This is a genomic window from Streptomyces sp. MNU89 (assembly GCF_020982505.1).
In the GTDB taxonomy this organism is placed as follows: Bacteria; Actinomycetota; Actinomycetes; order Streptomycetales; family Streptomycetaceae; genus Streptomyces; species Streptomyces xinghaiensis.
Map to the genome: position 1 here is coordinate 6,980,628 of NZ_JAJKLL010000001.1, position 24,770 is coordinate 7,005,397.

Annotated in this window: 22 protein-coding genes; 8 read left to right on the forward strand and 14 right to left on the reverse strand. The window is 74.6% G+C overall.

Annotated features, from left to right (window positions below):
• The first annotated feature begins 272 nt into the window (after positions 1–272).
• Complete coding sequence (locus E4N63_RS30030) at positions 273–857, forward strand: VanZ family protein (RefSeq protein WP_185831152.1); 585 nt, start codon at positions 273–275, stop codon at positions 855–857.
• Between the two features lie 21 nt (positions 858–878).
• Here E4N63_RS30030 and E4N63_RS30035 read toward each other — a convergent pair whose 3' ends face one another.
• From E4N63_RS30035 to E4N63_RS30050, 4 genes are all read right to left on the reverse strand, one after another.
• A complete protein-coding gene (locus tag E4N63_RS30035) occupies positions 879–2,075 on the reverse strand; it encodes an ROK family transcriptional regulator (RefSeq protein WP_125623217.1) in 1,197 nt (398 codons plus the stop codon).
• A gap of 13 nt (positions 2,076–2,088) precedes the next feature.
• Positions 2,089–3,363 (reverse strand): sugar ABC transporter permease, encoded by a 1,275-nt coding sequence (locus E4N63_RS30040; protein WP_125623216.1) that lies wholly within the window; start codon positions 3,361–3,363, stop codon positions 2,089–2,091.
• Entirely contained in the window at positions 3,360–4,136 is a 777-nt protein-coding gene (locus E4N63_RS30045) for an ATP-binding cassette domain-containing protein (RefSeq protein WP_019707916.1), read from the reverse strand. Before E4N63_RS30045 ends, E4N63_RS30040 begins: the two co-directional genes overlap by 4 nt.
• Before the next feature lie 93 nt (positions 4,137–4,229).
• Positions 4,230–5,327: a sugar ABC transporter substrate-binding protein gene (locus E4N63_RS30050; protein ID WP_125623215.1), complete on the reverse strand. Its 1,098-nt coding sequence runs from the start codon at positions 5,325–5,327 to the stop codon at positions 4,230–4,232.
• Between the two features lie 310 nt (positions 5,328–5,637).
• Here E4N63_RS30050 and E4N63_RS30055 point away from each other — a divergent pair, with 310 nt between their 5' ends.
• Together E4N63_RS30055 and E4N63_RS30060 are read left to right on the forward strand one after the other, a co-directional pair.
• On the forward strand, positions 5,638–6,414 hold the full coding sequence (locus E4N63_RS30055) for a class I SAM-dependent methyltransferase (RefSeq protein ID WP_125623214.1): 777 nt from the start codon (positions 5,638–5,640) through the stop codon (positions 6,412–6,414).
• A 106-nt stretch (positions 6,415–6,520) separates the two neighbouring features.
• A complete protein-coding gene (locus E4N63_RS30060) occupies positions 6,521–7,666 on the forward strand; it encodes a glutathione-independent formaldehyde dehydrogenase (RefSeq protein WP_125623213.1) in 1,146 nt (381 codons plus the stop codon).
• Positions 7,667–7,815: 149 nt separating this feature from the next.
• Here E4N63_RS30060 and E4N63_RS30065 read toward each other — a convergent pair whose 3' ends face one another.
• From E4N63_RS30065 to E4N63_RS30075, 3 genes are all read right to left on the reverse strand, one after another.
• Complete coding sequence (locus E4N63_RS30065; RefSeq protein WP_230242233.1) at positions 7,816–9,450, reverse strand: MMPL family transporter; 1,635 nt, start codon at positions 9,448–9,450, stop codon at positions 7,816–7,818.
• Positions 9,387–9,974 carry a hypothetical protein gene (locus E4N63_RS30070; RefSeq protein WP_230242235.1) on the reverse strand — a complete coding sequence of 196 codons (588 nt, stop codon included), beginning with the start codon at positions 9,972–9,974 and terminating at the stop codon, positions 9,387–9,389. Before E4N63_RS30070 ends, E4N63_RS30065 begins: the two co-directional genes overlap by 64 nt.
• A gap of 219 nt (positions 9,975–10,193) precedes the next feature.
• Positions 10,194–10,607, reverse strand: coding sequence for an OsmC family protein (locus E4N63_RS30075; RefSeq protein WP_185831151.1), 414 nt, complete (start codon positions 10,605–10,607; stop codon positions 10,194–10,196).
• Between the two features lie 389 nt (positions 10,608–10,996).
• Here E4N63_RS30075 and E4N63_RS30080 point away from each other — a divergent pair, with 389 nt between their 5' ends.
• The 3 genes from E4N63_RS30080 (at position 10,997) to E4N63_RS30090 (ending at position 14,948) form a co-directional block, all read left to right on the forward strand.
• Positions 10,997–11,854, forward strand: coding sequence for a universal stress protein (locus E4N63_RS30080; protein ID WP_185831150.1), 858 nt, complete (start codon positions 10,997–10,999; stop codon positions 11,852–11,854).
• An 874-nt stretch (positions 11,855–12,728) separates the two neighbouring features.
• A complete protein-coding gene (locus E4N63_RS30085; RefSeq protein ID WP_230242238.1) occupies positions 12,729–13,706 on the forward strand; it encodes an acetylxylan esterase in 978 nt (325 codons plus the stop codon).
• A 129-nt stretch (positions 13,707–13,835) separates the two neighbouring features.
• A complete protein-coding gene (locus tag E4N63_RS30090; protein WP_230242239.1) occupies positions 13,836–14,948 on the forward strand; it encodes a CapA family protein in 1,113 nt (370 codons plus the stop codon).
• Positions 14,949–15,045: 97 nt separating this feature from the next.
• On the opposite strand, the gene E4N63_RS30095 is transcribed toward E4N63_RS30090, so the two are convergent.
• Positions 15,046–16,380, reverse strand: a complete 1,335-nt coding sequence (locus E4N63_RS30095; RefSeq protein WP_230242240.1) for a BTAD domain-containing putative transcriptional regulator — start codon at positions 16,378–16,380, stop codon at positions 15,046–15,048.
• A gap of 202 nt (positions 16,381–16,582) precedes the next feature.
• Here E4N63_RS30095 and E4N63_RS30100 point away from each other — a divergent pair, with 202 nt between their 5' ends.
• Complete coding sequence (locus tag E4N63_RS30100) at positions 16,583–17,128, forward strand: hypothetical protein (RefSeq protein ID WP_230242241.1); 546 nt, start codon at positions 16,583–16,585, stop codon at positions 17,126–17,128.
• 307 nt (positions 17,129–17,435) lie between these two features.
• Here the strand turns inward: E4N63_RS30100 and E4N63_RS30105 are convergent, their stop codons facing one another.
• Positions 17,436–18,104 carry a potassium channel family protein gene (locus tag E4N63_RS30105; protein WP_125625808.1) on the reverse strand — a complete coding sequence of 223 codons (669 nt, stop codon included), beginning with the start codon at positions 18,102–18,104 and terminating at the stop codon, positions 17,436–17,438.
• A gap of 214 nt (positions 18,105–18,318) precedes the next feature.
• On the opposite strand from E4N63_RS30105, the gene E4N63_RS30110 reads away from it, so the two are divergent.
• Positions 18,319–18,495 (forward strand): hypothetical protein, encoded by a 177-nt coding sequence (locus tag E4N63_RS30110; RefSeq protein WP_185831325.1) that lies wholly within the window; start codon positions 18,319–18,321, stop codon positions 18,493–18,495.
• Positions 18,496–18,686: 191 nt separating this feature from the next.
• On the opposite strand, the gene E4N63_RS30115 is transcribed toward E4N63_RS30110, so the two are convergent.
• The 5 genes from E4N63_RS30115 to E4N63_RS30135 are packed head-to-tail and all read right to left on the reverse strand — an operon-like array spanning position 18,687 to position 24,762.
• Positions 18,687–19,583, reverse strand: coding sequence for a CmcI family methyltransferase (locus E4N63_RS30115; protein ID WP_230242242.1), 897 nt, complete (start codon positions 19,581–19,583; stop codon positions 18,687–18,689).
• Positions 19,552–20,991, reverse strand: coding sequence for a hypothetical protein (locus E4N63_RS30120; protein ID WP_230242243.1), 1,440 nt, complete (start codon positions 20,989–20,991; stop codon positions 19,552–19,554). Before E4N63_RS30120 ends, E4N63_RS30115 begins: the two co-directional genes overlap by 32 nt.
• The gene (locus tag E4N63_RS30125) at positions 20,988–22,289 is read right to left on the reverse strand and encodes a pitrilysin family protein (protein ID WP_230242244.1); all 1,302 of its coding nucleotides are present in this window, start codon (positions 22,287–22,289) and stop codon (positions 20,988–20,990) included. Before E4N63_RS30125 ends, E4N63_RS30120 begins: the two co-directional genes overlap by 4 nt.
• 3 nt (positions 22,290–22,292) lie before the next feature.
• Positions 22,293–22,859: a DUF5825 family protein gene (locus tag E4N63_RS30130; protein WP_230242246.1), complete on the reverse strand. Its 567-nt coding sequence runs from the start codon at positions 22,857–22,859 to the stop codon at positions 22,293–22,295.
• The gene (locus tag E4N63_RS30135) at positions 22,852–24,762 is read right to left on the reverse strand and encodes a RiPP maturation radical SAM C-methyltransferase (protein ID WP_230242248.1); all 1,911 of its coding nucleotides are present in this window, start codon (positions 24,760–24,762) and stop codon (positions 22,852–22,854) included. Before E4N63_RS30135 ends, E4N63_RS30130 begins: the two co-directional genes overlap by 8 nt.
• Positions 24,763–24,770: the final 8 nt, after the last annotated feature.

Consider the following 24,770-nt stretch of genomic DNA (forward strand, 5'->3'; position numbering starts at 1 on the left):
GAACGGCCGGGACGGCTCTCCGCCGACGTGCCGGGACCCGCGCTGGTGACGGCGGGTCTCCAGCATCCTGTTCCAACTGCCGTCGCCGGGCGGCCTGTCGGCGCTCCCCCGGGAGACGGTCCGCAGAATGCGAGCCACAGGCAGGAGAACGGTCACCGCACCCCGGTCACCGTTCCACCGGTTATCGGCGCGTCCCGCATGTGCTCCCCCACCCCGGGTAGCCGATGCCAACGGATGGAGACGACCCTGGGGGTGGCGCGGTGGCCCGCGTGATGTTCCGCAAGGCTGCGAGGGACCGGAAGGACGGCGGCGGGGCCGGCGCGGCCCCGCCGCCGGACGAGCGGCATGCCGGGCCCTCGGGCCTCGTCCGGGCGGTGGCGGTCCTGGTGGCCCTCGGCGCCATGGTCGCGTTCGCCGTCGTCCTGGCGTGGCTGACCCTGGAGCCCTCCGCGGCCTCCGAGGACCTGATCCACAGCAACCTGCGGCCCGGCGACTCCATCCGCAACTACCTGGAACAGCCCGCTTTCCAGGACACCGTCAAGCAGATCGGCGGGAACATCCTGCTCGGGGTCCCCTTCGGCATCCTGCTGCCGGTGCTGCTGCCCAAGGCGCGGGGGCTGCTCCGCGTCGCGGTGGTCACGGCGCTGGTGATGGTGCTGGTGGAGCTGGTGCAGGGTTCGCTGGTCCGGGGCCGGGCCTTCGACATCGACGACGTCATCCTCAACACGGCCGGGGCGCTGCTCGGTTACCTGGTCATCGGGCGCCGGCTGGGCCGTGCCGTGCACCCGCGCCGCCACCACTGGTGGCACCGCTGGGCCGGCGGCCCCGCCCGCACGTCCCGTACCTCCCGCACGTGAACCGGACGGGCGCTCCGTCCGCTACGGCGCCCGGTGGTTGAGCGGGTCGTCGAAGAGCTGGCTGAAGGCCAGTTCCGCGGCGCCCACCAGGACGGTGTCGTTGCCGAGCCGGCAGACGCGGAAGCGGACGTTCTCCCGGGCGGCGGCGAGGGTGTGGGTGTTGATGCTGCTGCGGATGTGGGCCGCGGCGCCGAGGTAGATGTCGGGCAGGGTGCCGCCGAAGATGACCGCGGCCGGGTTGTAGAGGTTGACGAGGTTGGCGATGCCGATGGCGAGCCAGTCGCCCACGGTGTGGAGGGCGGACCGGGCGGTGACGTCGCCGCGGTCGGCGGCCTCGATGATGGTGCGCACCGCCTGGCGGCCGGTGGTGGCGGGGACGTGGCCGGCCGCGTCGAGGAGGGCGTTCTGTCCGGCCTCGGCCTCCAGGCAGCCCCGGGCGCCGCAGCCGCAGCGCCTGCCGTGCCGGGGATTGACGATCATGTGGCCGACCTCGCCGCCGTAGCCGCTGCTCCCGCGCAGCAGCCGGCCGCCGGTGATCACGCCGCCGCCGATGCCGATGTCGCCGTGGAGGTAGATGAGATCGTCGAGGCCCGTCCCGGCGCCGCGGAGGTGTTCGGCCAGCGCGCCGAGGTTGGACTCGTTGTCCAGCAGTACCGGCAGGCCCAGGCCGAGCCGGCCCGTGAGGTCCCCGCCGAAGTCCTCGTCCGTCCACCCGATGTTGGGGGCGGAACGGACGAGGCCGTCGGGGTGGCGGACCATGCCGCGCACGGCCGCGCCCGCGCCGACGCACACGGCGTCCGGGGGCGCGGCGGCCATCATCTGCTTCGCGTGGCCGGCGAGGAGGCCGGCCGCTTCCCCCGGGTGCATGCCGATCTTCGGATAGGTGGTCTCCCGGCGGTCGAGGAAGGAACCGCCCAGCCCGATGCGGGCGGCCGCGAGGTAGTCGACGCCCACATCGAAGGCCAGCACGTACACCCGGGCGGTCTCGGGCCGGACGACCAGGGAGGGCCGGCCCGCCCGGCCGGTGTCGCGGGGGAGTTCCTCACGGACCAGACCGGCCGCGGTCAGCTCGCTGACCAGGGCCAGAATGGTGCTGCGGTTGAGCCCCATGCGCTCGGCCAGAGCCGCCCGGGAGGCGGGCCCCCCGAGGTGGATGTGGCGGAGCAGACTGCTGAGGTTCTGCCGGCGGACCTCCTCCTGCGAGGGACCGGCTTTCATGCGTGCTCCGACTTCATCGTTGAACGGCTCGTCGGCGGGACACCGCGTCCACACCGGCGGCGATGAGCAGGACGGAGCCGGTCACAGCGTACTTGACGCCCGAGCTGTACCCCATCAGACCCATGCCGTTCTGGATGACGGCGACCACCATGCCGCCGAGCACCGCGTCCACCACCCGGCCGCGGCCGCCGAAGAGGCTCGTGCCGCCGATGACGGCCGCGCCGACCGCCAGCAGCAGGACGTTGCTGCCGCCGGTGTTGGGGTCCACCGAGTTGCCGCGGGAGGCGGCGATGATGCCGCCGACCGCCGCCAGGGTCGAGCAGATGACGAAGGCGGAGATCCGGATCGCGGAGACGTTGATCCCGGCCCGGCGGGCGGCCTCGGCGTTGCCCCCCACCGCGTAGATGTGCAGGCCGTAGGAGGTCCGCCGGAGCACGAACGTGCCGATGACGACGAGCACCGCGATGAGCGGCACCACGATCGGCACGCCCTTGAGCGAGTCGACCAGGACGTTGCGGCTGCGCTCCTGGTTGAGCAGGTGGACGGCGATCCCGCCGAGGACGGCGAGGGAGCCGATCCGGACCGCGAGCAGCGAGGGCGGGGCGAAGGTGAGCCCGCGGCGGCGGCGGTGGGCGGCCTGCCGCAACTGGATGACGGCGAACGCCCCGACGCCGGCGGCCAGCAGGGCCCATCCCAGCGCGGGGGAGAGATTGTCGTTGGCGATGGCGAGGATCGTCTTGTCGTGGATCGAGACGTTGGTGCCCTCCTTCAGCAGCATCAGCACGATGCCCTGGAAGGCGAGGAAGGCGGCCAGCGTGACCACGAAGGAGGGTATGCCGATCCTCGCCACCAGCAGTCCCAGCACCAGGCCGATCAGGACCCCGGTGAGCACGGCCGCGAGGACGGCCCCGTACCAGGGCCAGCCCATGTCGGTGAGGAGGATGGCGAGCACGGCGGCGCAGACACCGCTGGCGAACCCGGCCGACAGATCGATCTCGCCGAGGAGGAGGACGAAGACCAGGCCCATGGCGATGGCGATGCTGCCGGCGCCCTGGGTGAGGAGGTTGGCGAAGTTGAGGTTGGAGAGGAAGACCGGCCGCAGGATCGCGAAGACCAGGCAGAGCACGACCAGGCCGAGTACGGCGGGGAAGGCGCCCAGTTCGCCACCGCGCAGCCGGTTGACGTAGTCGCGGGCGGTGGTGCGCAGGCCGGGCGCCGCGGGGGCCGGCGGCTGCTTGGCGGGCTGCGGCCGGCGCTGCGGCGGGTCCTGGTGGACGGCGGTGGTCATGCGGTGGCTCCGTTGGTGGTGGCGAGGCCCAGATCCCCGCTGCGTCCGGCGGTGATCAGTTCCACGACCTGCGCGTGGGTGACGTCGGTGGTTCTGACCTGGGCGGCCATCCGGCCCAGGTAGAGGGCCGCGATCCGGTCGGAGACCGCGAAGACGTCGTTGAGGTTGTGCGAGATGAGGACGACGGTGAGGCCGTTGTCGGCCAGCCGCCGGACCAGCTCCAGGACCTGCGCGGTCTGGGCGACGCCCAGCGCGGCGGTCGGCTCGTCGAGGATGACGACCTTGCTGTTCCACAGCACGGCCTTGGCGATGGCCACGGTCTGCCGCTGGCCGCCGGAGAGGCTGGCGACGCGCTGGCGCACCGACTTGACGGTCCGTACGGAGAGCCCGGCGAGGGTCTCGGCGGCCATCTCCTCCATCGTGGCCTCGTCCAGGATGAGCCCGCTGCGCTTCTCCCGGCCCAGGAACATGTTCTGGACGATGTCGAGGTTGTCGCAGAGCGCCAGGTCCTGGTAGACGATCTCGACGCCCAGGGCGGCGGCGTCCCGCGGGCTGTGCATCTGTACCGGCCGGCCCTCGAAGAGGTACTCGCCGGAGTCGAAGGAGTGGATGCCGCCGATGCACTTGACCAGGGTGGACTTGCCGGCTCCGTTGTCGCCGACGAGCGCGGTCACCTCCCCCGGGTGGGCGGTGAAGTTCACGTCGTGCAGGACCTGCACCGGGCCGAAGCTCTTGTCGATCCCGCGCAGTTCCAGGATCGGGGTGGCGGTCATGGGGGGATGGCTCCTTGGGGTCGGGCGCCGCGGGCCCGGCACGCGGCGCGCGGTGCGCCGGGCCGGGACCCGCGGCGGGACGGACGGACCGGGTTACTTGACGCCGGCCTCGGCGCAGAGGTCGGCGTACTTCTGGGTGCAGAGCTCCGCCTTGGTCACGTAGCCGTCGTCCACGACGTCCTTGACGTTGTCCTTGAAGATGGCCACCGGTGTCTCCAGCACCGCCGGAACGTCACGCTTGCCCTCGGGGTCGTGGACGGTCGCGTTGGTCTCGGCCTTCTCGCCCTTGGCCAGGGAGATCGCGAGCTCGGCGGTGGCGTCCGCCTCCTTCTTGATGGCCTTGTAGACCGTCATGCACTGGTCACCGGCGAGGATGTTCTGCAGGCCCTGGACGGTGGCGTCCTGGCCGGTCACCGGGACCTTGCCGTTGCGGTTCTGCTTGCGCAGGATGGCGATGGCCGCGTTGCCCAGGCCGTCGTTGGCGGCCAGGACCCCGTCGATCCCCGGCTCCTTGGTGAGCATCTGCTCGAAGATGGTGCCGGCCTGCGCGTTGTCCCAGTCCGGGACGGACTGGTTGGGGCCCTTGACGTACTCGCCCGACGCGTACTTCGGGTCGAGGACGCCGTCGTAGCCCTCGGCGAACAGCTTGGCGTTGTTGTCGGTGGGGGAGCCGTTGAGCTCCGCGACCATCGGCTTCTCGGCCTTCTTCTCGGCCAGGCACTTCGCGAGGCCCTCGCCCTGCAGCCGGCCGACTTCCACGTTGTCGAAGCTGACGTAGTACTGGGCGGAGCCACCGAGGGTGAGCCGGTCGTAGTCGATGGTGGCGACACCCTGCGACTTGGCCTTGTCCAGGACGGCCTTGCCGGTGCCGCTGTCCAGGTTGACGATGACCAGGACGCCGACCCCGCTGGTGATCATCTGGTCCGCGATGGTCTGGAAGGTCTGCTTGTCGCCCTGCGCGTTCTGGATGTCGTAGTCCACCCCCGCCTTCTTGAAGGCCGCGGCCAGGTACTTCCGGTCGGCGGTCTCCCAGCGGTCGGAGGACTTGCTGTCCGGGAGGATCACGCCGATCTTCGGCTTCTTGCCGTCCGAACCGGCGGCCCCGTCCGACGAGGGTTCGTCGCCGCAGGCGGTGAGAGTGGACGCGAGCAGGGTCGCCGAGGCGACGGTGAGGAGGAGTCCCTTGCGCATGAGCAGGGTCCTTTCTGGGGGTGCGACGGGACGACCGTCCGCACGGTTCTACGGGAGGCTTACGGGATGAGAAGCGCGCTCTCGACCGGTTCGCGGGTGTTGGTGGGGAACCACCCGACTGAATGTTGTGAGCGGGAACTTATGGGCCCCGCCGGGGGTGGCGCCACCCCTGGGACGGGAGAATTTGTTGGCCGCTATAACAATCAGGTGACGCGGCCGTCACCGGGGCGTGCGCGGCGGTGACGGGGAACGGGCCGGGGCCCGCCCGAACGGCCGGGGCCGTGACGGGCCGTTCGTTACGGTGGCCGTCATGTTCTCCGACCGGGGCCCGACCCTCCGCGAACTCGCCGTCCAGGCCCTCTCCTCCGTCGAGCACGGCTACGACCTGCTCGCACCCAAATTCGACCGGACGCCGTACCGCACCCCCGACCGCGTACTCGACGCCGTCACCACCGCGCTCCGGCCGCTGGGGCCCTTCGGGGCCGGACTGGACCTCTGCTGCGGCACCGGAGCCGGTCTGGGCGTGCTGCGCCGGGTGTGCCGGGAGCGGGTGGTCGGCGTCGACTTCAGCGCGGGCATGCTCGCCGTGGCCGGCTCCGCCGTTCCCGCCGCGCCCGGCGGCCCGGCCGTGGACCGGGTGCGGGCCGACGTCCGGCGGCTGCCCTTCACCGGGGCCTTCGACCTGGCCGTCAGCTTCGGCGCCCTGGGGCACTTCCTTCCGGAGGAGCGGCCCGCCCTCTTCGCCCACGTGCACGCGGCGCTGCGGCCGGGCGGGGTGTTCGCCTTCCCGCTGCCGGCCCCGCCCCCGGTCGGTTCGCGGCCCTACTGGGCCCTGTGGGGCTTCGACGCCGCGATGCGCGTCCGCAACGCGCTCTGGCGGCCCCGCTTCGTCATGTACTACCGGACCCTCGGCCTCGCCGACGCGCGCGGGGAGCTGACCGCGGCCGGGTTCGCGGTGGGCACGGTGCCCCTGGAGGAGCTCGGCCGGCGGCCGGACGGCAGCCCCCGCTGCCGCCTCGTCGTCGCCCGCCGGGGCCGGCCCCCGGAGGGCCCGCGGGAACGGGACAACCCGGTACGGGGGGTGTGAACGGGCCGCAACGGGGAACTCCGGCGGAATTGCGGCGCGGGGAGCGGCGATCCCGGGCCGACGGGGCGTGGGAGTGCCCCGGCGCCGCCCGAGGAGGAGGAACCCTGTGAGAGCCGTCGTGTACCAGGAGCCGTACAACGTGGCGGTGGAGGACGTCGAGGACGCCCGGATCGAGGACCCCACCGACGTGGTCATCAAGGTGACCACCTCGGCGATCTGCGGCTCCGACCTCCACATGTACGAGGGCCGCACCGGAGCCGAGTCCGGTATCGTCTTCGGCCACGAGAACATGGGCGTCGTGCAGGAGACCGGGCCCGGAGTCGCCGGGATCCGCGAGGGCGACCGGGTCGTTCTGCCCTTCAACGTGGCCTGCGGCTTCTGCAAGAACTGCCTGGCCGGCAACACCGGCTTCTGCCTCACCGTCAACAAGGGCTTCGCGGGCGGCGCGTACGGCTATGTGTCGATGGGCCCCTACCGCGGCGGGCAGGCCGAATACCTGCGGGTCCCCTTCGCCGACTTCAACTGCCTGAAACTGCCGCCCGGCGACGAGCACGAGGACGACTTCGCGCTGCTCGCCGACATCTTCCCCACCGGCTACCACGCCACCGAGCTGGCCCGGGTCTCGCCGGGCGAGACCGTCTGCGTCTTCGGCGCCGGACCGGTGGGCCTGATGGCGGCGTACTCCGCGCAACTCCGCGGCGCCTCCCGCGTCTTCGTCGTCGACCGGCAGCCGGACCGGCTCCGCCTCGCCGAGCGGATCGGCGCGGTCCCCGTCGACTTCAGCCAAGGCGACGCGGCCGAGCAGATCAAGGAGCAGACCGGGGGAGAGGGCACCGACAAGGGCATCGACGCCGTGGGCTATCAGGCGACCGCGCGCGAGGGGGAGGAACAGCCCGCCATCGTCCTCAACGCCCTGGTCGAGGCGGTCCGGCCGACCGGGATGGTGGGGGTCGTGGGCCTGTACGTCCCGCAGGACCCGGGCGGCCCGAGCGAGCACGCCCAGAAGGGCGAACTCCTCTTCCGCATCGGGAAGTTCTTCGAGAAGGGCCTGCGGATGGCCACCGGCCAGGCCAACGTCAAGGCGTACAACCGGCAGCTGCGCGACCTCATCATCGCCGGACGGGCCGAGCCCGGTTTCGTCGTCTCGCACCGCCTGCCGCTGGAGGACGCCCCGGACGCCTACCGGCGCTTCGACCGGCGGGAGGACGGCTGGACCAAGGTGCTGCTCAAACCGGGACGGGCCGCCGCCTGAGAGCGCCCGGAACGGCCGGCGTCCCGAACGGCCGGGCCCTGAGCCGAACCGGAGCCGAACCGGAGGGCACCGCCGGCTCCGGCGGTGCCCTCCGGTGGTGCCGCGCAACCGCGCCCGCCGGGGACGGACACCGGGGCGCCGGGGCCGGATCAGTCGTGGGCGAAGCGGACGTCGGGCAGGATCCGGCGCAGCCAGGCGGGGGACCACCAGGCGGCCCGGCCGGTCAGCCGCAGCAGCACCGGCAGCAGCACCAGCCGTACCAGCAAGGCGTCCAGCAGGACGGCGATGCCGAGGACGATGCCCATCTCCTTGGGCGGCAGCGGCTTCGCGAGGGCGAAGGTGAAGAAGACGGCGACCATCACCCCGGCCGCCGCGAAGATCACCCGGCCCGAGTGCGCCAGCGAGCCGACCATCGCGTCGCGCGAGTCGCCGCTCCGCTCGAAGTGCTCCTTGGCGGAGGACAGCAGGAAGACGGTGTAGTCCATGGCGATCGCGAAGATCATGGCGAAGAAGAACACCGGGGCCCAGGCGTCCAGGAAGCCCTGCGAGGTGAAGCCGAGCAGACCGGCGCCCCAGCCCTCCTGGAAGATCAGCCGGGCGGCGCCGAACGCGGCACCGGTCGACAGCAGACTGGCCAGGGTGCCCAGCGCCGAGATCAGCGGCGCCTGCAGGGCCAGCAGGAGCAGAGCGAAACCGAGGACCAGGACGACGCCGATGACCAGCGGGGCCTTGTCGCTCAGCAGCTTCTGCAGGTCGAGGTTCTCCGCCGCGGCGCCGCCCACCAGCGCCTCCTCGGGCAGGGTGGCGCGCAGTTCGTCGAGCGTCCCGCCCAGGGCCGGATCCGAGGGGCCCGCCTCCGGCACGGCCTGGATCATCGACAGGCCGGAGCCGTCCGGGGCCGGCTGCGCGGGCATGACGGCCGCGAGGCCGGGAGCCCGCTCCAGCAGGGCGGCGGTGTCTCCCGCCCGGACGCTCGGAGTGATCACCTGGAGGGTGCCCGGCGCACCGGGACCGAACGCCTCGCTCACGGCCGCGTAACCGGCCCGCGCCGAGGCGTCCTCGTCCACCACGGTGATCGACGGCATCGCGGTGCGCAGCCCGAACACCGGGACGGCCAGCGCCACCAGGACGGCCAGCGACGCCGCGCCGTAGAGCAGCGGACGGCGCCACAGGCGCTTGCCCCAGGCGGCGAACACGGGCGAACGGTGCTCGCCCGCCTTCACCCAGGGCAGCGCCACGGCGTTCACCCGGTGGCCGAGCCCGCCCAGCACGGCCGGGAGCAGGGTCAGGGTGGCGGCGAGCACGAAGAGCACCGCGAGCATGATCCCCCCGGCCATGGACCGGAAGGCCGGGGCGGGCACCAGCATCACGGCGGACAGGCTGATCACGACGGTGATCCCGGAGAGCAGCACGGCCTTGCCCGCGGTGTCCATGGTCTCGGTGACCGCCCGGACGGGCGTGTCCGCCCGGCTCAGGGCGCCGCGGAAGCGCATCACCAGGAACAGGGCGTAGTCGATGCCGAGCGCGAGGGCGAACATCATCGCGAAGTTCATCGCCCAGACGGAGATCGGCGTCAGCTCGTTGAGCAGGACCAGGCAGCCGGCCGAGGCGACCAACCCGGCCAGGGTCAGCAGCAGCGGCAGCCCGGCGGCGACGAGTGAGCCGAAGGCCAGCACCATGACGGCGAGCGTCACCGGCCAGGACAGCACCTCCGCGCGGATCATCGCGTCGTGATTGGCCTCGTTGAAGTCGCTCCACAGCACCGAGTAACCGGTGGCGTGCACGGTGATGCCGTTCCGCGACAGGTCCTCCAGGGGTCCTTGAGGTCGTCGGCGGCCCGCACCATGTCGTTGGTGTCCGCGGCGGCGCCGCCGAGCACGATGGCGGTGCGCCCGTCGGGGCCGACGGTGGCCCCGGGGCGCGGCCGGATCACCTCGGAGACGCGGTCGTCGGCCTCCAGTTCCCGGACGACCTCGGCGATGACCCGCCGTACCGAGGGGTCCGTCACCTGCCGGTCCGCGGAGACCACCACCTGCAGGGCGGACGAGGCGTTGCCGCCGAAGTGCTCCCGGGCGAGCTCGCGGACCCGGACCGACTCCGAGCCGTTCGCCTGCCAGCCCGCGCCCGACAGGGCCGAATTGACCTGTGGGGCGAAGACGCCCAGGGCGGCCACGGCCACCAGCCAGGTTAGGAGGACGAGCTTGGTGTGGCCGGCGGCCCAGGCGCCCAGGCGGCCCAGCGGCCCCGGCCCGTGGGCCACGCCGACACCCGGCGGCAGGGGTCCGGCGTTCGGTGGCAGGGAGCTCATGTTCTCGTCCTCCGCACCCCGGCGGGCGGCGCTCCCGCGAGATGGCGTCCGGTCCTGCAGCTATGGGGGGATCACCTCTGCCTACCAGCAGGCGGACGCGGGCTCCTCCGCACGGACCCCGGAGAACCACACCGAACAGCCGAACAGCCGAACACGGACGCCGGACGGCCCGCCCGGAGGCGGGTACGGCCGGTGGTCTCCCGGACCGGCCGGTGCCGCTCAGTCGCCGCTGACCCGGACGTTCGCCGCCAGCGGGCAGAAGCGGATCGCCTCGTCGATCAGGGTCGACCGGGCGTCCCCTTCCAGCCCGGGCAGCTCGATGGTGACGTCCGCGGCCAGGGAGTAGCGCAGGGCGCCGTCGTGCTCCAGGGACACCTCGGCGGTGACGCTGCTGCCGGCCGCGTCCGAGCCGCGGACCCCGGCCGCCAGTTCGAGAGCCTGGTGCATGCACGTCGCCACGGCCGCCGCGTACAGCTGTTCGGGGCTCCAGCCGGACCGTTCGTCGAGCCCACCGGGCGCCGTGGGGTTCACCACGGGCAGCGTCCGGCCCCCGTCCCCGCTCACACGGACCTCCGTCACCCCCGGCCGCGACTCGACCGCCGTGGTGTAGAGCGCGCGCTGCTGGGTCGTCATCTCTGCTCCTTCCGCCGGATGCCTCCCTCCAGTCTCGGCCGGTCGGGCCACACCGGCGACCGCAGCCGGACCCACCCCGCTGATCAGGGACGACAGGGAGCGGATACGCCCGGGGCCACGGACCGTACGGCCACGCGCACGGCCGTACACCGCGCCGGGACGCGCCGGCGGCGGGAGCGCGGCGGGTGCGCCACGGGCATCCGGCCGTACGCCGGATTGCCGCCCCTCCGCACCGGAGACACAGTGGAGACCGGGAGCCACCGGCGGCGGCACGGCGCCGTGGCGCGGCGGCCGCGCCACGACCGGCGCGGCGGCACCGCCCGCGCGCCGGACCGCACCCGCGGCCACCGGTCCTCCCCGTGCCGGCCAGCCCGCGGAGGAGAGAGACATTGCTGCATTCGGTTGTCGCGGGGGTCGACGGGTCCCCGCAGAGCCTGACCGCCGCGGACTGGGCGGCGCGCGAGGCGGTGCTCCGCGGCCGGCCACTGCGCATCGTCTGCGCCCGGGAGACGCTGCCGAGCGACGTGGAGAAAGCCCTGGGCCCGCAGAACGGGTACGCCTGGGCGGACGAGCGGCTGGAGCAGCTCGAGCGGCGCCTCCGCGGGCGACATCCGGATCTGCCGGTAGAGATCCTGCGGGAGTCCGGGCCTCCCGTGCAGAGCATCCTCGGCCAGGACGCCGAGCTGCTGGTGCTCGGCTCCCGCGGGCTGACCGGCGTGGCCGGGCATCTCATGGGCTCGGTGAGTCTGGCCGTCGTCGGCCGCTCCGAGCGGCCCGTGGTCCTCGTACGGGCCGGGTACGACGCCGGCGCGCCCGAGCACGGGGCCGTAGCCGTCGGCTTCGACCTCCACCACGAGGCGGACGAGCCCGTCGCGTTCGCCTTCGAGGCCGCCGCCGCCCGGGGCGCCGTGATCAAGGCCGTCCACGTCTGGGACGCCCAGCGCGCCTACGGCTGGGCCACGATCCCGCAGGACATGGAGGTGCTCGACGAGTACGAGGGACCGGCGAGACGGTATCTCGCCGATGCGGTCGCCCCGTGGCGGGAGAGGTACCCGGCGGTCGGGATCACCGAGGAGGTCGTCCGCGGCAGTGCCGGTCCCGGTCTCATCACCGCCGGTGCCGGCACCGATCTGCTGGTCGTCGGCCACCGCGTCCGCGGGAAGGGCCGCGCCTCACCGCTCGGCCACGTCACCCACGCGGTGCTGCACCACGCGCCCTGCCCGGTCGCGGTGGTCCCGCACGGCTGAGCCCCGCGGCCGGTCCCCGCGCTGCCGGGGTGCGCCGCCGCCCGGCCCTTGGTCCGGCCCCGGTACAGGCGGGCCGGTGACCTCCCCAGGTGACCGGCCCGCCTGCCGTGCCCGGCCCGGACTGCGGGGGTCCGGGCCCGTCCGGTGACCGTCCCGTCGGGCCGGGCACCGGAAGCCTTCGCCTGCCGGGGCGTATGCTCCGGCGGCGGGCCGTGCCTCCGGACGAGACCGGCGGGCGTGCCGCGCCCGGGCGGCGTGCGGGCCGCGCCGGGGGCAGATGTGGACGATACCGAAGCGCTGCGAACGGCCGTGCGACCCTCCGGGGCTGCCCCCGGCCGCCGGGAAGCGGCCGCGCCCGGGCGGCGGCCCGTTCCGCGTCCCGGATCATCCCGTGTCACCCCGTCCCACGCCTCCCGCCGCGGCGGGAGGCGCGGTCCGGGTGACACGGTGCCGTTCCCCGGTGACACGGCCGGCCGGGTGCCCGGCCGCTCCGGCGAGAGGGGCGCCGGCGGCCCGTACCGGAGAAGCCGGCGGGCGGACTCCACCCCTCCCGGCCTGCGGCCTTCCGGCGCCGGGGCGGCTCACCGTCCCGCTCCGGAGCGGTCTTGACGCCGGAACCGCGCGGTGATGGGATGCCCGGCGTGCCGACGGTGCCGGGACCCGTGCCCGGCCCGCGCGGCCGTCCGCTCCGGGCTTCCCGGGCTCCGGGTCCGGGCTCCGGGTCCCCGGCCTCCCGGACTCCGTGCCCGCACCGTCCTGACGCGCCCCGCCCGTCGTGCCACCGGGGCCCGTCCCTGCCGCCGTGTCCGCCGTCCGTCCCGTGTCCGCCGCCGGTCGGGCGCGCCCCCGCCCGCCCACCGAGACGAGGTCGTCCGTGCCGCTCACCGATCTGCCCCCCGGCGCACTCGCCGACTACCGGCCCGAACTGCCCGAGCCGGCCGGTTTCGACGCCTTCTGGGCGGACACCCTGCGGGAGGCGCGCGCCCACACCGGGGAGCCCGAACTCACCCCGGTCCGGGACGCGTTGCTCACCAGCGCCGACGTCTACGACGTCCGCTTCCCCGGCTGGCGCGGCGAGCCCGTCGCGGCCTGGCTGCTGGTGCCCCGGGGTACCGGCGGGCCGCTGCCCGTCGTCGTCGAGTTCCTGGGCTACACCGGAGGCCGGGGTCTGCCCACCGACCGGCTGCTGTACTCCTCGGCGGGCTACGCGCACCTGGTCGTCGACAGCCGCGGCCAGGGCCACGACACCCCCGACCGGGGCGAGGGCTCCGGCACCCAGTGGGCCGAGGGCTTCATGACCCGCGGCATCGAGGACCCGCGCCACCACTACTACCGGCGGCTGATGACCGACTGCGTGCGCGCGGTCGACGCCGTCCGCGCCCTGCCCCGGGCGGACCCGGAGCGCGTCGCCGTCGCCGGGGGCAGCCAGGGCGGCGGCCTCGCCCTGGCCGTCGCGGGCCTCGCGCCCGGCGAGATCGCGGGCGCGCTGATCGACGTACCGTTTCTGTGCCACTACCGGCGGGGCGTGGACGTGGCCTCCGAGGGGCCGTACACCGAGATCGCCAGGTATCTGCGCAAGCACAGCCCCGACCGGTACGAGAGCGCCTTCGCCACCCTCGACCACTTCGACGGGGTGCACTTCGCCTCCCGGGCCTCCGCTCCCGCGCTCTTCAGCGCCGGGCTGATGGACCCGGTCTGCCCGCCGTCCACCGTCTACGCCGCCTACCACCGCTACGCCGGGCAGCGGGAGATCCGCGCCTGGCGCTGCGCGGACCACGGCGGCGGCTACGGAGCGCAGGCGCGCGAGCAACTGCTGTGGCTGCGGGCCCGGGGGCTGGCGCCCAAGGGCTGACCGGCGCGGCCACCCCGGCCAGGCCGCCGGTCTCCCCGCCGCTTCCCGCTTCCTCCCGCTTCCGCACGCGCGATCCCCCGGCGCGTCTCCGGACAGGCCGGCCCGGCGGCGCGGGGCTAGCCTGGAGGCATGGCCAGGGCACCGGTCACCCTCCTCCTCACCGGCGACGTGATGCTCGGCCGCGGAGTCGACCAGATCCTCCCCGGCGCCGGAGATCCCGCGCTGCGGGAGACGTACACCCCGGACGCCCGCGCCTACGTCGGGCTGGCGGAAGCCGCGAACGGGCCCGTCCCGCGCCCCGCCCCGTTCTCCTGGCCCTGGGGCGAGGCCCTCCGCGTGGCCGAGGAGGCCGCCCCCGACGCCCGCGTGATCAACCTGGAGACGAGCGTCACCCGGAGCGGCGCGTTCGCCCCCGGCAAGGAGGTCCACTACCGGATGAGCCCGGACAACCTCCCCGCGCTGGCGGCGGTCCGCCCGGACGTCTGCGTGCTCGCCAACAACCACGTCCTGGACTTCGGCCGCCCCGGCCTGGAGGAGACCCTCGGCACCCTGTCCGGCGCCGGGCTCCGCACGGCCGGGGCCGGACACGACGCCGGGTCCGCCTGGCGTCCCGCCGCGGTACCGCTCGGCGGCGGCGGCCGCCTCCTGGTGCTCGCCCTCGCCATGCCGTCCAGCGGAGTGCCGCCCGACTGGGCCGCGACGGAGGACCGGGCCGGAGTCGCCGTGGTGAGCGAGCCCTCCGAGGCCGCCGCGCACGCGATCACCGGCCGAATCCGGCGGGCGCGGCGCCCGGGCGACCTCGTCGTCGTCTCCGTCCACTGGGGCTCCAACTGGGGCTACGGCGTCGCCCGGCAGCAGATCCGCTTCGCGCACGCGCTCGTCGACGGCGGGGCGGACGTCGTCCACGGCCACTCCTCGCACCACCCCCGCCCCCTGGAGACATATCGGGGCAAGCTCGTCCTGTACGGCTGCGGAGACCTCGTCGACGACTACGAGGGCATCACCGGATACGAGCGCTACCGGGACGATCTGCGGCTGCTCCACCTCGCCCGGCTGGAGCCGGACACCGGCCGGCTGATGGGACTGCGGATGGTGCCCCTGCAGGCCCGGCGCATGACGCTGCGGCACGCCTCCCGGGAGGACGCCGCCTGGCTGCGGACCGTCCTGGACCGGGCGAGCCGCGACCTCGGCACCCGCCTGGACCTGGATCCGCACGGGGCACTCACGCTGCGGAGCGCCTGACGTCCCACCCGAGGACGCCTCAGTCACCGGCTCGGCGTGCGCGGCGGGGCGCCCCGAACGCGTCCGCGCGAGGGGACACGGAAGGACGGCCGCGCTGTCACTGCCGCCGGTGGCTGCCGCAGGTGCCGAGGCTGCACCAGCGGCGCTGTCCGCTCCGGTCGGGGAACAGCCAGCCGCAGTCCGGGCCCGGGCAGGCGCGTACGGTGAACCGCCGTGCGTCGGCCAGGAGTTCGGCTGCGCTGCGGGCGACCGCGAGGAGGGGCAGCCGCAGACCTGCGGCGGGGGAGAGGCGCCAGAGTCCGAGCCCGTCCTCGCCGCGCACGAACTCCGCGAGCCCGGCGGCCTCCTCGGCCACGGCCGCCACCGCCTTGAAGGCCCGCACATCGCCGGGGTCCGTCAGGCAGGCGTAGAGGTCCGAGCGGAACTCCCGGGCCTCCGCCAGCGCGGCCGCCGCCTCGTCCGGCCGCTGCCGGGCCCGCCCGGTCAGCCGGGTGACGAGATGATCCTCCGTCAGGTCCAGATGGCCGGCCCAGACGGCGAGCGTGCGGTAACCGCGCAGCCACTCCGAGCCGGGCCGCCGCGGACCGCCCCAGCCGGCGTAGGTGTTGCAGAACTCCAGGGCCGGGTGGCCGCTGGTGTTCCACGGCAGCCACTCCCCGCGGACCCGCACGGCGTGGACGGGCGCCGGCGGCCGGTCCAGTCCGGGGTCACCGCGCAGGACGCGTTCGTGCAGGCCGCGCAGCCCCTCGCCCGGCTCGACGCCGAACCTCTCCGCCAGGGCGCCGCGGGTCTCCCGGTACAGCTCCAGCGCCTCGGACTGCCGGCCGCTCCGGTACAGCGCCGTCATCCGCCGTGCGACCAGCCCCTCCCGCTCCGGATGCTCCCGGGCCGGGGCGGCCAGACCGGCCGCCACCCGCTCGTGGAGACCCATGTCGAGCTGCGTCCCGGCCCGCTGCTCCAGCGCGGAGAGCCGCAGCTCCTCCAGTTCGCCGCCGAGCCGGTCGCGCAGCCGGTCGCCGGCGGTGCCCGCGAGCAGCGGCCCCCGCCACAGCGCGAGGGCCCGGTCCTGGAGCCGGACGCGTTCGTCGGGATCCGTCGCGGCGGCCGCCTCCCGCACGAGGCGGACGAACTCCCCGGCGTCGGTCACCGCCCCGGCGGGGTCGAGGGCGTAGCCGTCGTGCCGGGTGCCGATCCGCGGCCCGTACGGCCGGAGGGCGGCCCGCAGCCGGCCGACGTAGGTGTGGACGGTGCCGCGCGCCGAGGCCGGGGCGGCGCCGTCCCAGAGGAGGTCGATGAGGCGCTCGGTGGTGACGGCACGCCCCGGGCAGAGCAGCAGGACCGCCAGCAGGCAGCGCTCCTGGCGGCGGACGCCCTCGAGGACCGGCCGCCCCTCGTGACGGGCGCCGAAGGCACCGAGCAGTTGGAACTCCATGACCCGGCCGACCCTAGCCGGGAGGCCGGGCCTCGCGTCACGGGGTGCGGGGGAGCCGGCCGCCGGCCGCGGTCCGGAGGGAGGGTGGGGGCCGTGCCTGCCCCGGGCCGCCGGCATCCGGTGGTGAGAGTGTGGTGAGCGGCCGGGGAGAGGCTGACGGCCAGCACCTTCCGACCCGTCCCCTTCCTCAGGAGAAGCGGCCATGCGACGCACCACTCTCGTCCTGCCCGTCCTCGTCACGGCACTGCTCGGCACCGCACCGCCCGCCACGGCCGCCTCCGGTCCGGGGCCCGCCGCGGCGGCCTCCGCGGCGCAGGGCACGCGCTGGGAGCCGGCGCCGTCCGCGCCGTGGGACGTTCCGGCCGGGGCCCGCTGCGACTTCCCCGTTCACGGGGAGCCGGTGGTGGACGAGGTGGTGCGGCGGGTCCTGGAGACCCGGCCCGACGGCTCCGCGAAGCGGGTCGCGTACAAGGGAGACCTGGTCATCCGGGTCACCAACCAGGAGACCGGCGCCTGGTACGACGCCGACGCGAGCGGTACCGCCGTCGTCGAGTACCGCACCGACGGCTCGCAGTTCTGGACGGTGCTCGGCCCGGTGCTGGTGGGCGTCGGCGAGAACGGCGGCAATCTGGCGCGCGGCCTCTACATCGTCGACGGCGCCTACACCCTGGAGATCGGCCCGACCGGCTACAAGACCGTCACCATGGCGGCCGGTACGACGGACGACCTCTGCGCGCGTATCGGCTGAGGCGCGGGACACCGCCGTAGTCCGGTACCCCGGAACGCCCGGGTCCCGGAGCGCCGGGCCGGAGGGGCGGGCCCGGGCGATGGGGGCGCCGGGCCGGACCCGCACTTTCCGCGGCCGCCGGGAACGGGGGTTCCGGCGGCCGCGGAGGCTGTCCGCCCGGGCCTCCGGCCGGCCGCACAGCGGTGCGCGGCACCAGGGCGGTTCCCGGCCCCGGCCCCGGGCGGCCCGGGCCCCGGCCCCCGCCACCGGTGCGCCGCCGGGCGCGGGAGCTCCGCGGCGGCGCCCGCCACGCCCGTCCGGAGAAGGCTCACGGACCGCCGCCGACCCCGCCCGCGTCCTCCTCCTCGCGCTGCCGGAAGCTCTGCACCAGCCAGGACGAGAACACGCCGACCACCGCACCGATCAGCCCGACGCCCACGCTCATCAGGAGCACGCCGACGAGCCGGCCGTGAAAGGTCACCGGCGCCACGTCCCCGTAACCGGTGGTGGAAAGCGTGACGCAGACCCACCACAGGGCGTCACCGAAGTTCTCGATGGTCGCCTCCCGCGCACCGCGCTCGGCGCGGTAGACGGACAGGGCGCCGACGAAGCCCAGCAGCAGCGCGGTCAGGCCGCTGTACGCCATGACCTGTCCCTCCAGGGACAGCAGCGGGCTCCGGCGCCGGGGTCGGCGCCGGTACAGATACCGGACCAGCGCCAGCGGCCGGAGCGCGGGCAGAACCAGGACGATCACGTCCAGCCAGTGCCCCCGCACGAACGTCCAGCGGCGCCGGCTGAGCGCCAGCCGCACCAGATAGTCGGCGGCGAACAGGGCCCAGGTGACGAACATGGTCCAGGCCCAGGCGAGCCGCCAGGCCGGTGAGGCGTCCTGGTCCAGCACCGTGAGGGTGTAGGCCGCCAGGTAGAGCAGGGAGGCCGTGATCAGCGGCAGCTGACCCCGGTGTTCCCACCGCCGTACCGCATCCTCGTCGTCCACCGTCCCAGCATCACGGGGCCGGCCGGAGGGCCCGGAGGGCGACACGGGGCGAACGGGCGAAGCGGACGCCGGGCGGAGGGACGGACCGGCCCGTTCCGGCGGGCGGACGCACCCGCGGGCCCCGGGAACCCGTAGGTGGGATACCCCCTTGGGGTTTTAATACCCCAGGGGGTATAGTCGGCGGCAGGGAAGAGACCAACGAAGGGAAAATGCCATGTGCCAGCGTGTTACCTGCCGTACCTGCGGAAAGTTCACCTACTCCGGATGCGGTGGACATGTCGACCAGGTGCTGGCGGGCGTCCCGGCCTCCAAGCGGTGCGACTGCGACTCGGCGGCGGGCAAGGCCAAGGCCGGCGGCTCCGGCTGGAAGTCGCTCTTCGGCCGGGGCTGACGCGCGGCGCCCCACCCCGCACGCCCGGTGCGCGGTGGGGCGCTCGCATGCCGAGGGGCCGGCGCACGGGTTCGGCCGTGGCCGGCTCCGTGGCGGAAGACGGGGACCGGCGCCGGGCGGCCCCGGCCGCCGGGCCGGTGACGTGGCTCGCGGGGAGCCCCTGGCGGTCGTCCCCGCCTGCGGGAGGCGTCCTACCGGCGTATGAGGACCGAGTCGACGGCGCTGGTGACATTCTCCCCGAAGGCGTCCGTGTAGCGGGTGTCCAGGGCGTATCGCTGCCCGGCCGACTCGAGGAAGGCCAGCAGGTCGGCCCGCTTGACGATGCTGTCCTCGATGACGAGGTAGTCGCCCGGCCGCGCAACGGTGTCGAAGTGCGCGAGGACGCCCCTGACGTTCACGTGGGCGTCCTCGACGACCAGCCACGGGTGTTCCAGGGCCGACAACTCGGCCCGGCCCAGTACCGTCTCGATCTCGGTGAGGTCGCCCCGGAGGAAGGTCACGCGTGCGTCCCGCGCGGCCACCGGCTTCCGGTCGACGGAGAGGACGGCCGGCTCCAGCCCCGCCGAGGCGGCCACGTCCGCCATCCAGACAGCGCTCGCCCCCGAGCCGGAGCCGAGTTCGATGATGCTCGCCGGCCGCAGCTCGGAGATCAGCATGGGGATGATCGCGGCATCGTAGACCGACTTGACGAGCGGCAGACCCGCCCAGGTCAGGGTCGACATGACGCCCTGACTCCGATGGATGGTGCGCTGGTCGGCGGCCATCGCCGCGTGCACCTCCCGCAGCGATCTGCCGAGTCTTTCCGTGGGGTCGGCGAACCGCGGCGCTTCTGCCCGGCGGAGAAAGTCGGTCAACTCCGCCACTGCGGCGTGGAATTGCTCCGACCGGCGGGCGTCCGGTGCGCCGTCGAGGGCGGAGTGCGCGATCTCGGCGAGCAGCAGCATCCTGTTGTCGAAGAACGTGGGAACGCCGTTCTGCGCCGCCACCTTCCTCTGTACCACCCTGCGGGACCCCGCGATGGTCGACGCCACATCGGCGTCCGGGGGGAACTCCCCATCAGTTCCGGCTGCTTGTGGTGCGTCCTGCATCGATCTCTTCTTCCTGCTGGACATCCCTGTCGTCACCGATGCCGTCGCCCGACGACTCCGTGCCGGAGGCAGCGACGCGGCGAGCGTAGGCGAGGAGCGCGTCCGCGCGGCCCGGCGGGCCCCGCCGGGCCGCGGCCACGACGGCTCGCCGTATCTCCTCCGGCCCGTGGAGTGCGCCGTCCACCACCACCGCCACCCGCTCCGGCCCGAGCAACTCCGCTGCTCCGGTGCGAAACCCGGCCGGGGTGAGGCCTGTGGGCGGGGGCTCCGCCGGTACGGCCGACGGCGCGGTGCCGGCTGCCGCCACGGCCGCGGGGCTGCCGGTGGTGGCGGCGCTGTCCCGCTGGTACGCCTCGACCGTGCTGCGCAGGTCGTCCGCGTCCACCTCGCCTGCCGCGAGGCCGAACAGCTCGCCGAGCGCGGTCACTGTGGCCGGCGGCACCAGAGCCCGGGCCACCTCGAAACGGAGCCGGAGCGAGCAGACCCCGCCGTCCCGCCACAGCTCGCCGTGCACGGAGTAGGCCAGGGCGGACGTGTCCCGCAGGGCCCGGGAGAGCCGGGACGAGGCGGTCGCCACAAGGAGGCGGCGGGCGATCTCCAGGAACAAGGGGGCGTCGTCCCGGGTCGTGGCCCGAACCCCGAGCATCACCACGCACCCCCCGCCCCCGGTGCGTCGCCGCAGGGTCAGGGGCCGCACCGAGGCGGCGAGATCGTCCGCCGGGCTCGGCTGCCCGGGCTCCGAAGATCCCCGGTGCAGCGTCTCGGCCGCCGTCTCCGGCGCCGGAGACGGGCAGGCCCGGACGAGGGCGCGCAGGTCCACCCGCGCGAGGTCGGCGGCGACCACGAGGTCGCGGGGCGCGCTCAACAGGCCCCGGTGAAAGGCGCGCACGGCGTCGGCGTCGACGCGCGGGGCGGAGTCGGCGTCACCGGCCATACCGCGTCCGTACCGGCTGCCCGGGAACAGCGCCGCGTCGAGCAGCGGTCCCGCGGATCCGCCGGGTGCCCGGCGGGCCGCGGCGAGGGCCCGGCCGCGGCGCTGCGCGAGCGCCCGCACCTCCTGAGGCTTGGGGCAGAACGCGCCGAGGGCCCGGGCCAGCAGGGCGAGGGCGTCCGCCAGGCAGTCCGGAGTCGAGTCGAGCGTGAGCCGGACCGCCTGCCACCCCAGGCCGAGGGTGAGGGTCGTGCCCAGCTCCTCCAGCCCGGTCTCGAAGCACTCCCGCGCTCCCCGCTCACCGGCTCCGCTGTCGCGGCGCAGGAGCACCGCCCAGGTGGACCCGGTGCCCTCCCGGCCCGGCGGGTCCGCTCCCGCACCGTGCCGCAGGAGCAGGGAGGCGGAGGCCGTCAGCCTGCCGGGCAGGTGGACGGGGACCAGCCGGGTCCGGGGTGTCCGTGCGCGGGACGCCCTCACCGCGCGGTCTCCGCGGCCACGGTGCCGGCATCGCCACAGACGAGGAAGGTCGCGGCGGCCGTGCTCCGCCCGGCGGCGTGCACGACGGCCTGCTCGGTGACGTCGGCGACCGCCTCGGCCGCGGTGTACGCGTGGTGCGCCCCGCCGGTGACGCGGGTGTGGACGGCGAACGCCTCCGCCCGCCGGGCCGGGTCGTCCAGCCCGGCGAGCCGCTGCCATCGGACGAGCCGTACGGCCCGCTGGAGTTCCCGGGGCGTGAGGCCGTCGGACACCGAGGCGAGAACGGTCCGCACGCCGTCCAGCAGGCGTGCCCCGGTGGTGCCCGGCGTGGCGGTCACCGCGCCGTAGAGCAGCGAACTGCCCCGCTCCAGCTCCCACGAGGCCATCAACTCCCCGGCCGGGCGGGCGATGCGGGCGCCGCGTACGGCCGAGCGGAACAGCCGGCTGCCCCTGCCCAGGCCGAGAACGGCCGCCAGCACGGCGTACGCGGGGTGTTCCCGGGCGCCGTACGGCGGAGTGTGCAGCAGGGCGTACACCCGGGGCGGGGTGCCTGCGGGGCTGGTGGCCCGGGCGACGGCGGGCGAGCCGCGGAGCGGTCCGCCGGTCCCGTCCCTGCGCGGCGGGACGCCGCCGCCCCCGGGGGCGGCGCCGAGGGTCGCGGCGGCCGTGCCGGCCACCGCCTCCGGGTCCAGGTCGCCGACCACGACCAGGGTGGCCCGCTCGGGCCGGTAGTGCCGGCGGTGGAAGCGGGCGACCTCCTCGGGGGAGAGGCGGCCCAGCGCGTCCGTGTCGCCCATCGACGGGTGGCGGTAGGGATGACCGGGAGGGTACGCGTGTTCGAAGAGCAGCCGCGCCGCGTCGCCGAAGGGCCCGCGGCAGCGCTCCCGTTCCTCCCGCCGGACCAGCGTCAGATGGTCGGCGAGGGCCCGCTCGTCGAGCACCCGCGCCAGGCCGGTCATCCGGTCGGCCTCCATGGCCAGGGCCTGCGGCAGCAGTTCGGAGGGGACGGTCATGGTGAAGGCCGAACGGTCCTGGCTGGTGGACGCGTTGACGTCCCGGGCACCGGCGCGCCGGAGGGTCTCCAGGAAATCCGGGTGCCGGCGGGTGCCCAGGAACATCAGGTGCTCCAGGAAGTGCGCGAGACCGTGGTGGCCGGGTGCCTCGTCCCGGGAACCGACGTCGTACCGCAGGTGGACGTGGAGCCCGCGCAGGGCCGGGTCCCGCTGGGCGACCACGGTCAGCCCGTTCGCCAGGCGCGTGGTGGACAGCGGGCCGTGCGGGGCGTCGTACCATTCCACCGCTCACACCCTGGCGTAGGCGAAGCGCACGGGCAGGGCCAGACAGTGGCCGGGGCCCAGCGCGAGCACCAGGCGCTCCTTCGCGAGGTGGGCCAGCGCACGCCGGTCGCCGGGGTCCGGGGCGGCCGGGGCCGCGTACGCGCGCAGCAGGTGCCCGTAGGGCCGGTCCGGGACGGTGTGGCGGCGCGGTGCCCGTGCGTCGCGCAGGTCGTCGACGACCACGAAGCCCGGTCCGCGCCGCAGGGTCAGCAGGGGCGCGGGCGGGACGGGCCAGGCCGGTCCGGCGTCGCCCCGCGGCGGGTCCAGATGGTGCAGCAGCTCTGCCGGTACGTCCCCGGTGCCGCCCTCCCAGTAGACCCGCAGGCCGGTCCCCGCGGCCTCGGTGAGCAGGTGCAGGAAACGCGCGGTCGCGGCCGGGTCAGTGGTGGAGAGGCGGACGGGACGGTTGATCACCAGGCCGCGCATGCCCGAGCGCGCCCAGGCCGCCAGCGTCTCCCTGCCGGGGGCGTCCTCGGGCGAGCAGGGCACCAGGAGGGAAGACCGGGTGGTGGTCCGGGCCGGTTCACTCATGGCCGAGTCCGGTGGGCAGGGCCACGTACCGGCCGTCCTCGTGGAAGAGCCAGCGCCGCTCCCGCCACTCCTCCAGCAGCCCGGTCACCCGGTCCTCGGTCCCCGGGAGTCCCTGTGCGGTCACCTCGCGGGTGACGCCCGCGGCGGAGCGGCCCTTCAGGGTGGCGCGGAAGACCGCGACGGCGAGCGGGGTGTGGAGCACCTCCTGGACCGGGGTGGGGGTGCGCTCGTCGACGATCCGCAGCGTGTCCCCCTCGGGGAGCGCCACCAGCCGGCGGCCCCGGTGGTGGGCGCGCCAGGTGTCCACGGCGGCCCGCAGGCGGTCCGCGACCTCCTCGGAGATGCCGGCGGGTCTGCTCTCGAACACGTAGCCGATGTCGGCCACCTCCTCGGCGGGTAGCCGGTAGACCTTCTGCAACAGCCCGGAGGGGCCGAGGTTCTCCAGGCCCAGCCCGGGGTCGTTGTAGAAAGGGCTGAAGCGGGTGAGGACGGCCCGGTAGACACCCTCGGGCGGGGTGAGGTGCCAGAGCCCCGGCAGCTGCTCGATGATCTGCTCGTAGTCGGCCTCCGTCTCCCCGGGGAAGCCGTAGAGGAAGTTCCAGCCGGGGAAGACGGCGACGGTGCGGCTGTCCCGCAGCAGGCGTACGTTCTGCCAGCCGGTGACGCCCTTGCGCATCAACTGGAGCACATGGGTGCTCAGGCTCTCGATGCCCGGCTGGACCTGGGTGACCCCGGCATCGGCCAGCACCTTGAGCTGGCCCATCCCGAGGTTCGACTTGATCTCGAAGAAGAGCCGCAGGTCCCAGGGCTGCTCGGCGAGCTTCGGGAGCAGGTCGCGGAGGTAGCCCATGTCCATGATGTTGTCCGCGAAGACGACGTCGAGGACCTGGTGGTCGCGGACCGCGTTGGCGATCTCGGCCAGGACGCGGTCGGAGGACTTCGCCCGGAAGGCCATCAGGGAGCCGTTCAGTCCGCAGAAGGTGCAGTGGTGCTTCTCGCCCCACCAGCAGCCCCGTCCGCCCTCGAGCTGGATCTTCGGCTCCACGTCCGCCACCGCCCGGGCGGCCCGGAAGGTGGCGAAATAGCCGCTGAGGTCCGCCTCGGGAACGGCGTCGATGGGAAGCCCCGCCGCCGGCTGCCTGTTGGCCCGCGCCCGGCCCCCGGCGTCCCGCCAGCACAGTCCGGGGACCGCGCCGAGCCGTGCCGCCGCCGGGGCAGCGCCCGGCTCCGTACGGGCCAGCAGCCGCAGCAGCGCGGGGAAGACCAACTCCCCCTCGCCGCGCACCACATAGTCCAGGAAGGGGAAGTTCCGGTGCAGCGCTTCGCCCTGCACGTCGTCGCAGTTGGCGCCGCCCATGACCGTGACCACCCGGGGAGCGCGTTCCTTGAGGGCGCGGGCCAGGGCCAGACTCGGCATGTTCTGGTCGAAGGTGCTGGTCATCCCGACCAGGTCGTACCCGCCGGCGGCCAGTTCGCCGGCGAGCGCGTCGACGAAGCCGGAGCTGAGCCGGTACATCTCCACCGCTGCCCGCAGATCGGCCCCACTGCCGGTCGCCGAGGTGTGGAAGGCCGACCCGACCGGTTCCTCGAAGCCGTACAGGGCGGGCGAGAAGATCCACTCACCGGTCGCCACGTAGTAACCGTCGACGATGCGCCCGTAGTCGGCGCTGCCGATGGCGCCCCCGGTGCGCTCGTGGACGTGGTCGGCCCAGCGGATGTTGGCATAGACGGTGTCGACCGCGTCGACCTCCTCCAGCGCGCTGGCGGCCGGCGCGAGGGTGCTGATGGCCATCGAGGGCATGTCGAGCGCCGCCCAGGGCATGCACACCAGCGCCACCCGCAGCGTGCGGACGGGCCCCCGCTCCGGGGCTTCGGGGAGGCCGAGGAACTCCGTCGTGGGCATGGGCCTGC

Coding starts and splice junctions, on each gene's coding strand:
- E4N63_RS30030 (WP_185831152.1), top strand. CDS start 273: ATGTTCCGCAAGGCTGCGAGGGACCGGAAGGACGGCGGCGGGGCCGGC.
- E4N63_RS30035 (WP_125623217.1), bottom strand. CDS start 2,075: ATGAAAGCCGGTCCCTCGCAGGAGGAGGTCCGCCGGCAGAACCTCAGC.
- E4N63_RS30040 (WP_125623216.1), bottom strand. CDS start 3,363: ATGACCACCGCCGTCCACCAGGACCCGCCGCAGCGCCGGCCGCAGCCC.
- E4N63_RS30045 (WP_019707916.1), bottom strand. CDS start 4,136: ATGACCGCCACCCCGATCCTGGAACTGCGCGGGATCGACAAGAGCTTC.
- E4N63_RS30050 (WP_125623215.1), bottom strand. CDS start 5,327: ATGCGCAAGGGACTCCTCCTCACCGTCGCCTCGGCGACCCTGCTCGCG.
- E4N63_RS30055 (WP_125623214.1), top strand. CDS start 5,638: ATGTTCTCCGACCGGGGCCCGACCCTCCGCGAACTCGCCGTCCAGGCC.
- E4N63_RS30070 (WP_230242235.1), bottom strand. CDS start 9,974: ATGAGCTCCCTGCCACCGAACGCCGGACCCCTGCCGCCGGGTGTCGGC.
- E4N63_RS30075 (WP_185831151.1), bottom strand. CDS start 10,607: ATGACGACCCAGCAGCGCGCGCTCTACACCACGGCGGTCGAGTCGCGG.
- E4N63_RS30090 (WP_230242239.1), top strand. CDS start 13,836: ATGGCCAGGGCACCGGTCACCCTCCTCCTCACCGGCGACGTGATGCTC.
- E4N63_RS30095 (WP_230242240.1), bottom strand. CDS start 16,380: ATGGAGTTCCAACTGCTCGGTGCCTTCGGCGCCCGTCACGAGGGGCGG.
- E4N63_RS30100 (WP_230242241.1), top strand. CDS start 16,583: ATGCGACGCACCACTCTCGTCCTGCCCGTCCTCGTCACGGCACTGCTC.
- E4N63_RS30110 (WP_185831325.1), top strand. CDS start 18,319: ATGTGCCAGCGTGTTACCTGCCGTACCTGCGGAAAGTTCACCTACTCC.
- E4N63_RS30115 (WP_230242242.1), bottom strand. CDS start 19,583: ATGCAGGACGCACCACAAGCAGCCGGAACTGATGGGGAGTTCCCCCCG.
- E4N63_RS30130 (WP_230242246.1), bottom strand. CDS start 22,859: ATGAGTGAACCGGCCCGGACCACCACCCGGTCTTCCCTCCTGGTGCCC.
- E4N63_RS30135 (WP_230242248.1), bottom strand. CDS start 24,762: ATGCCCACGACGGAGTTCCTCGGCCTCCCCGAAGCCCCGGAGCGGGGG.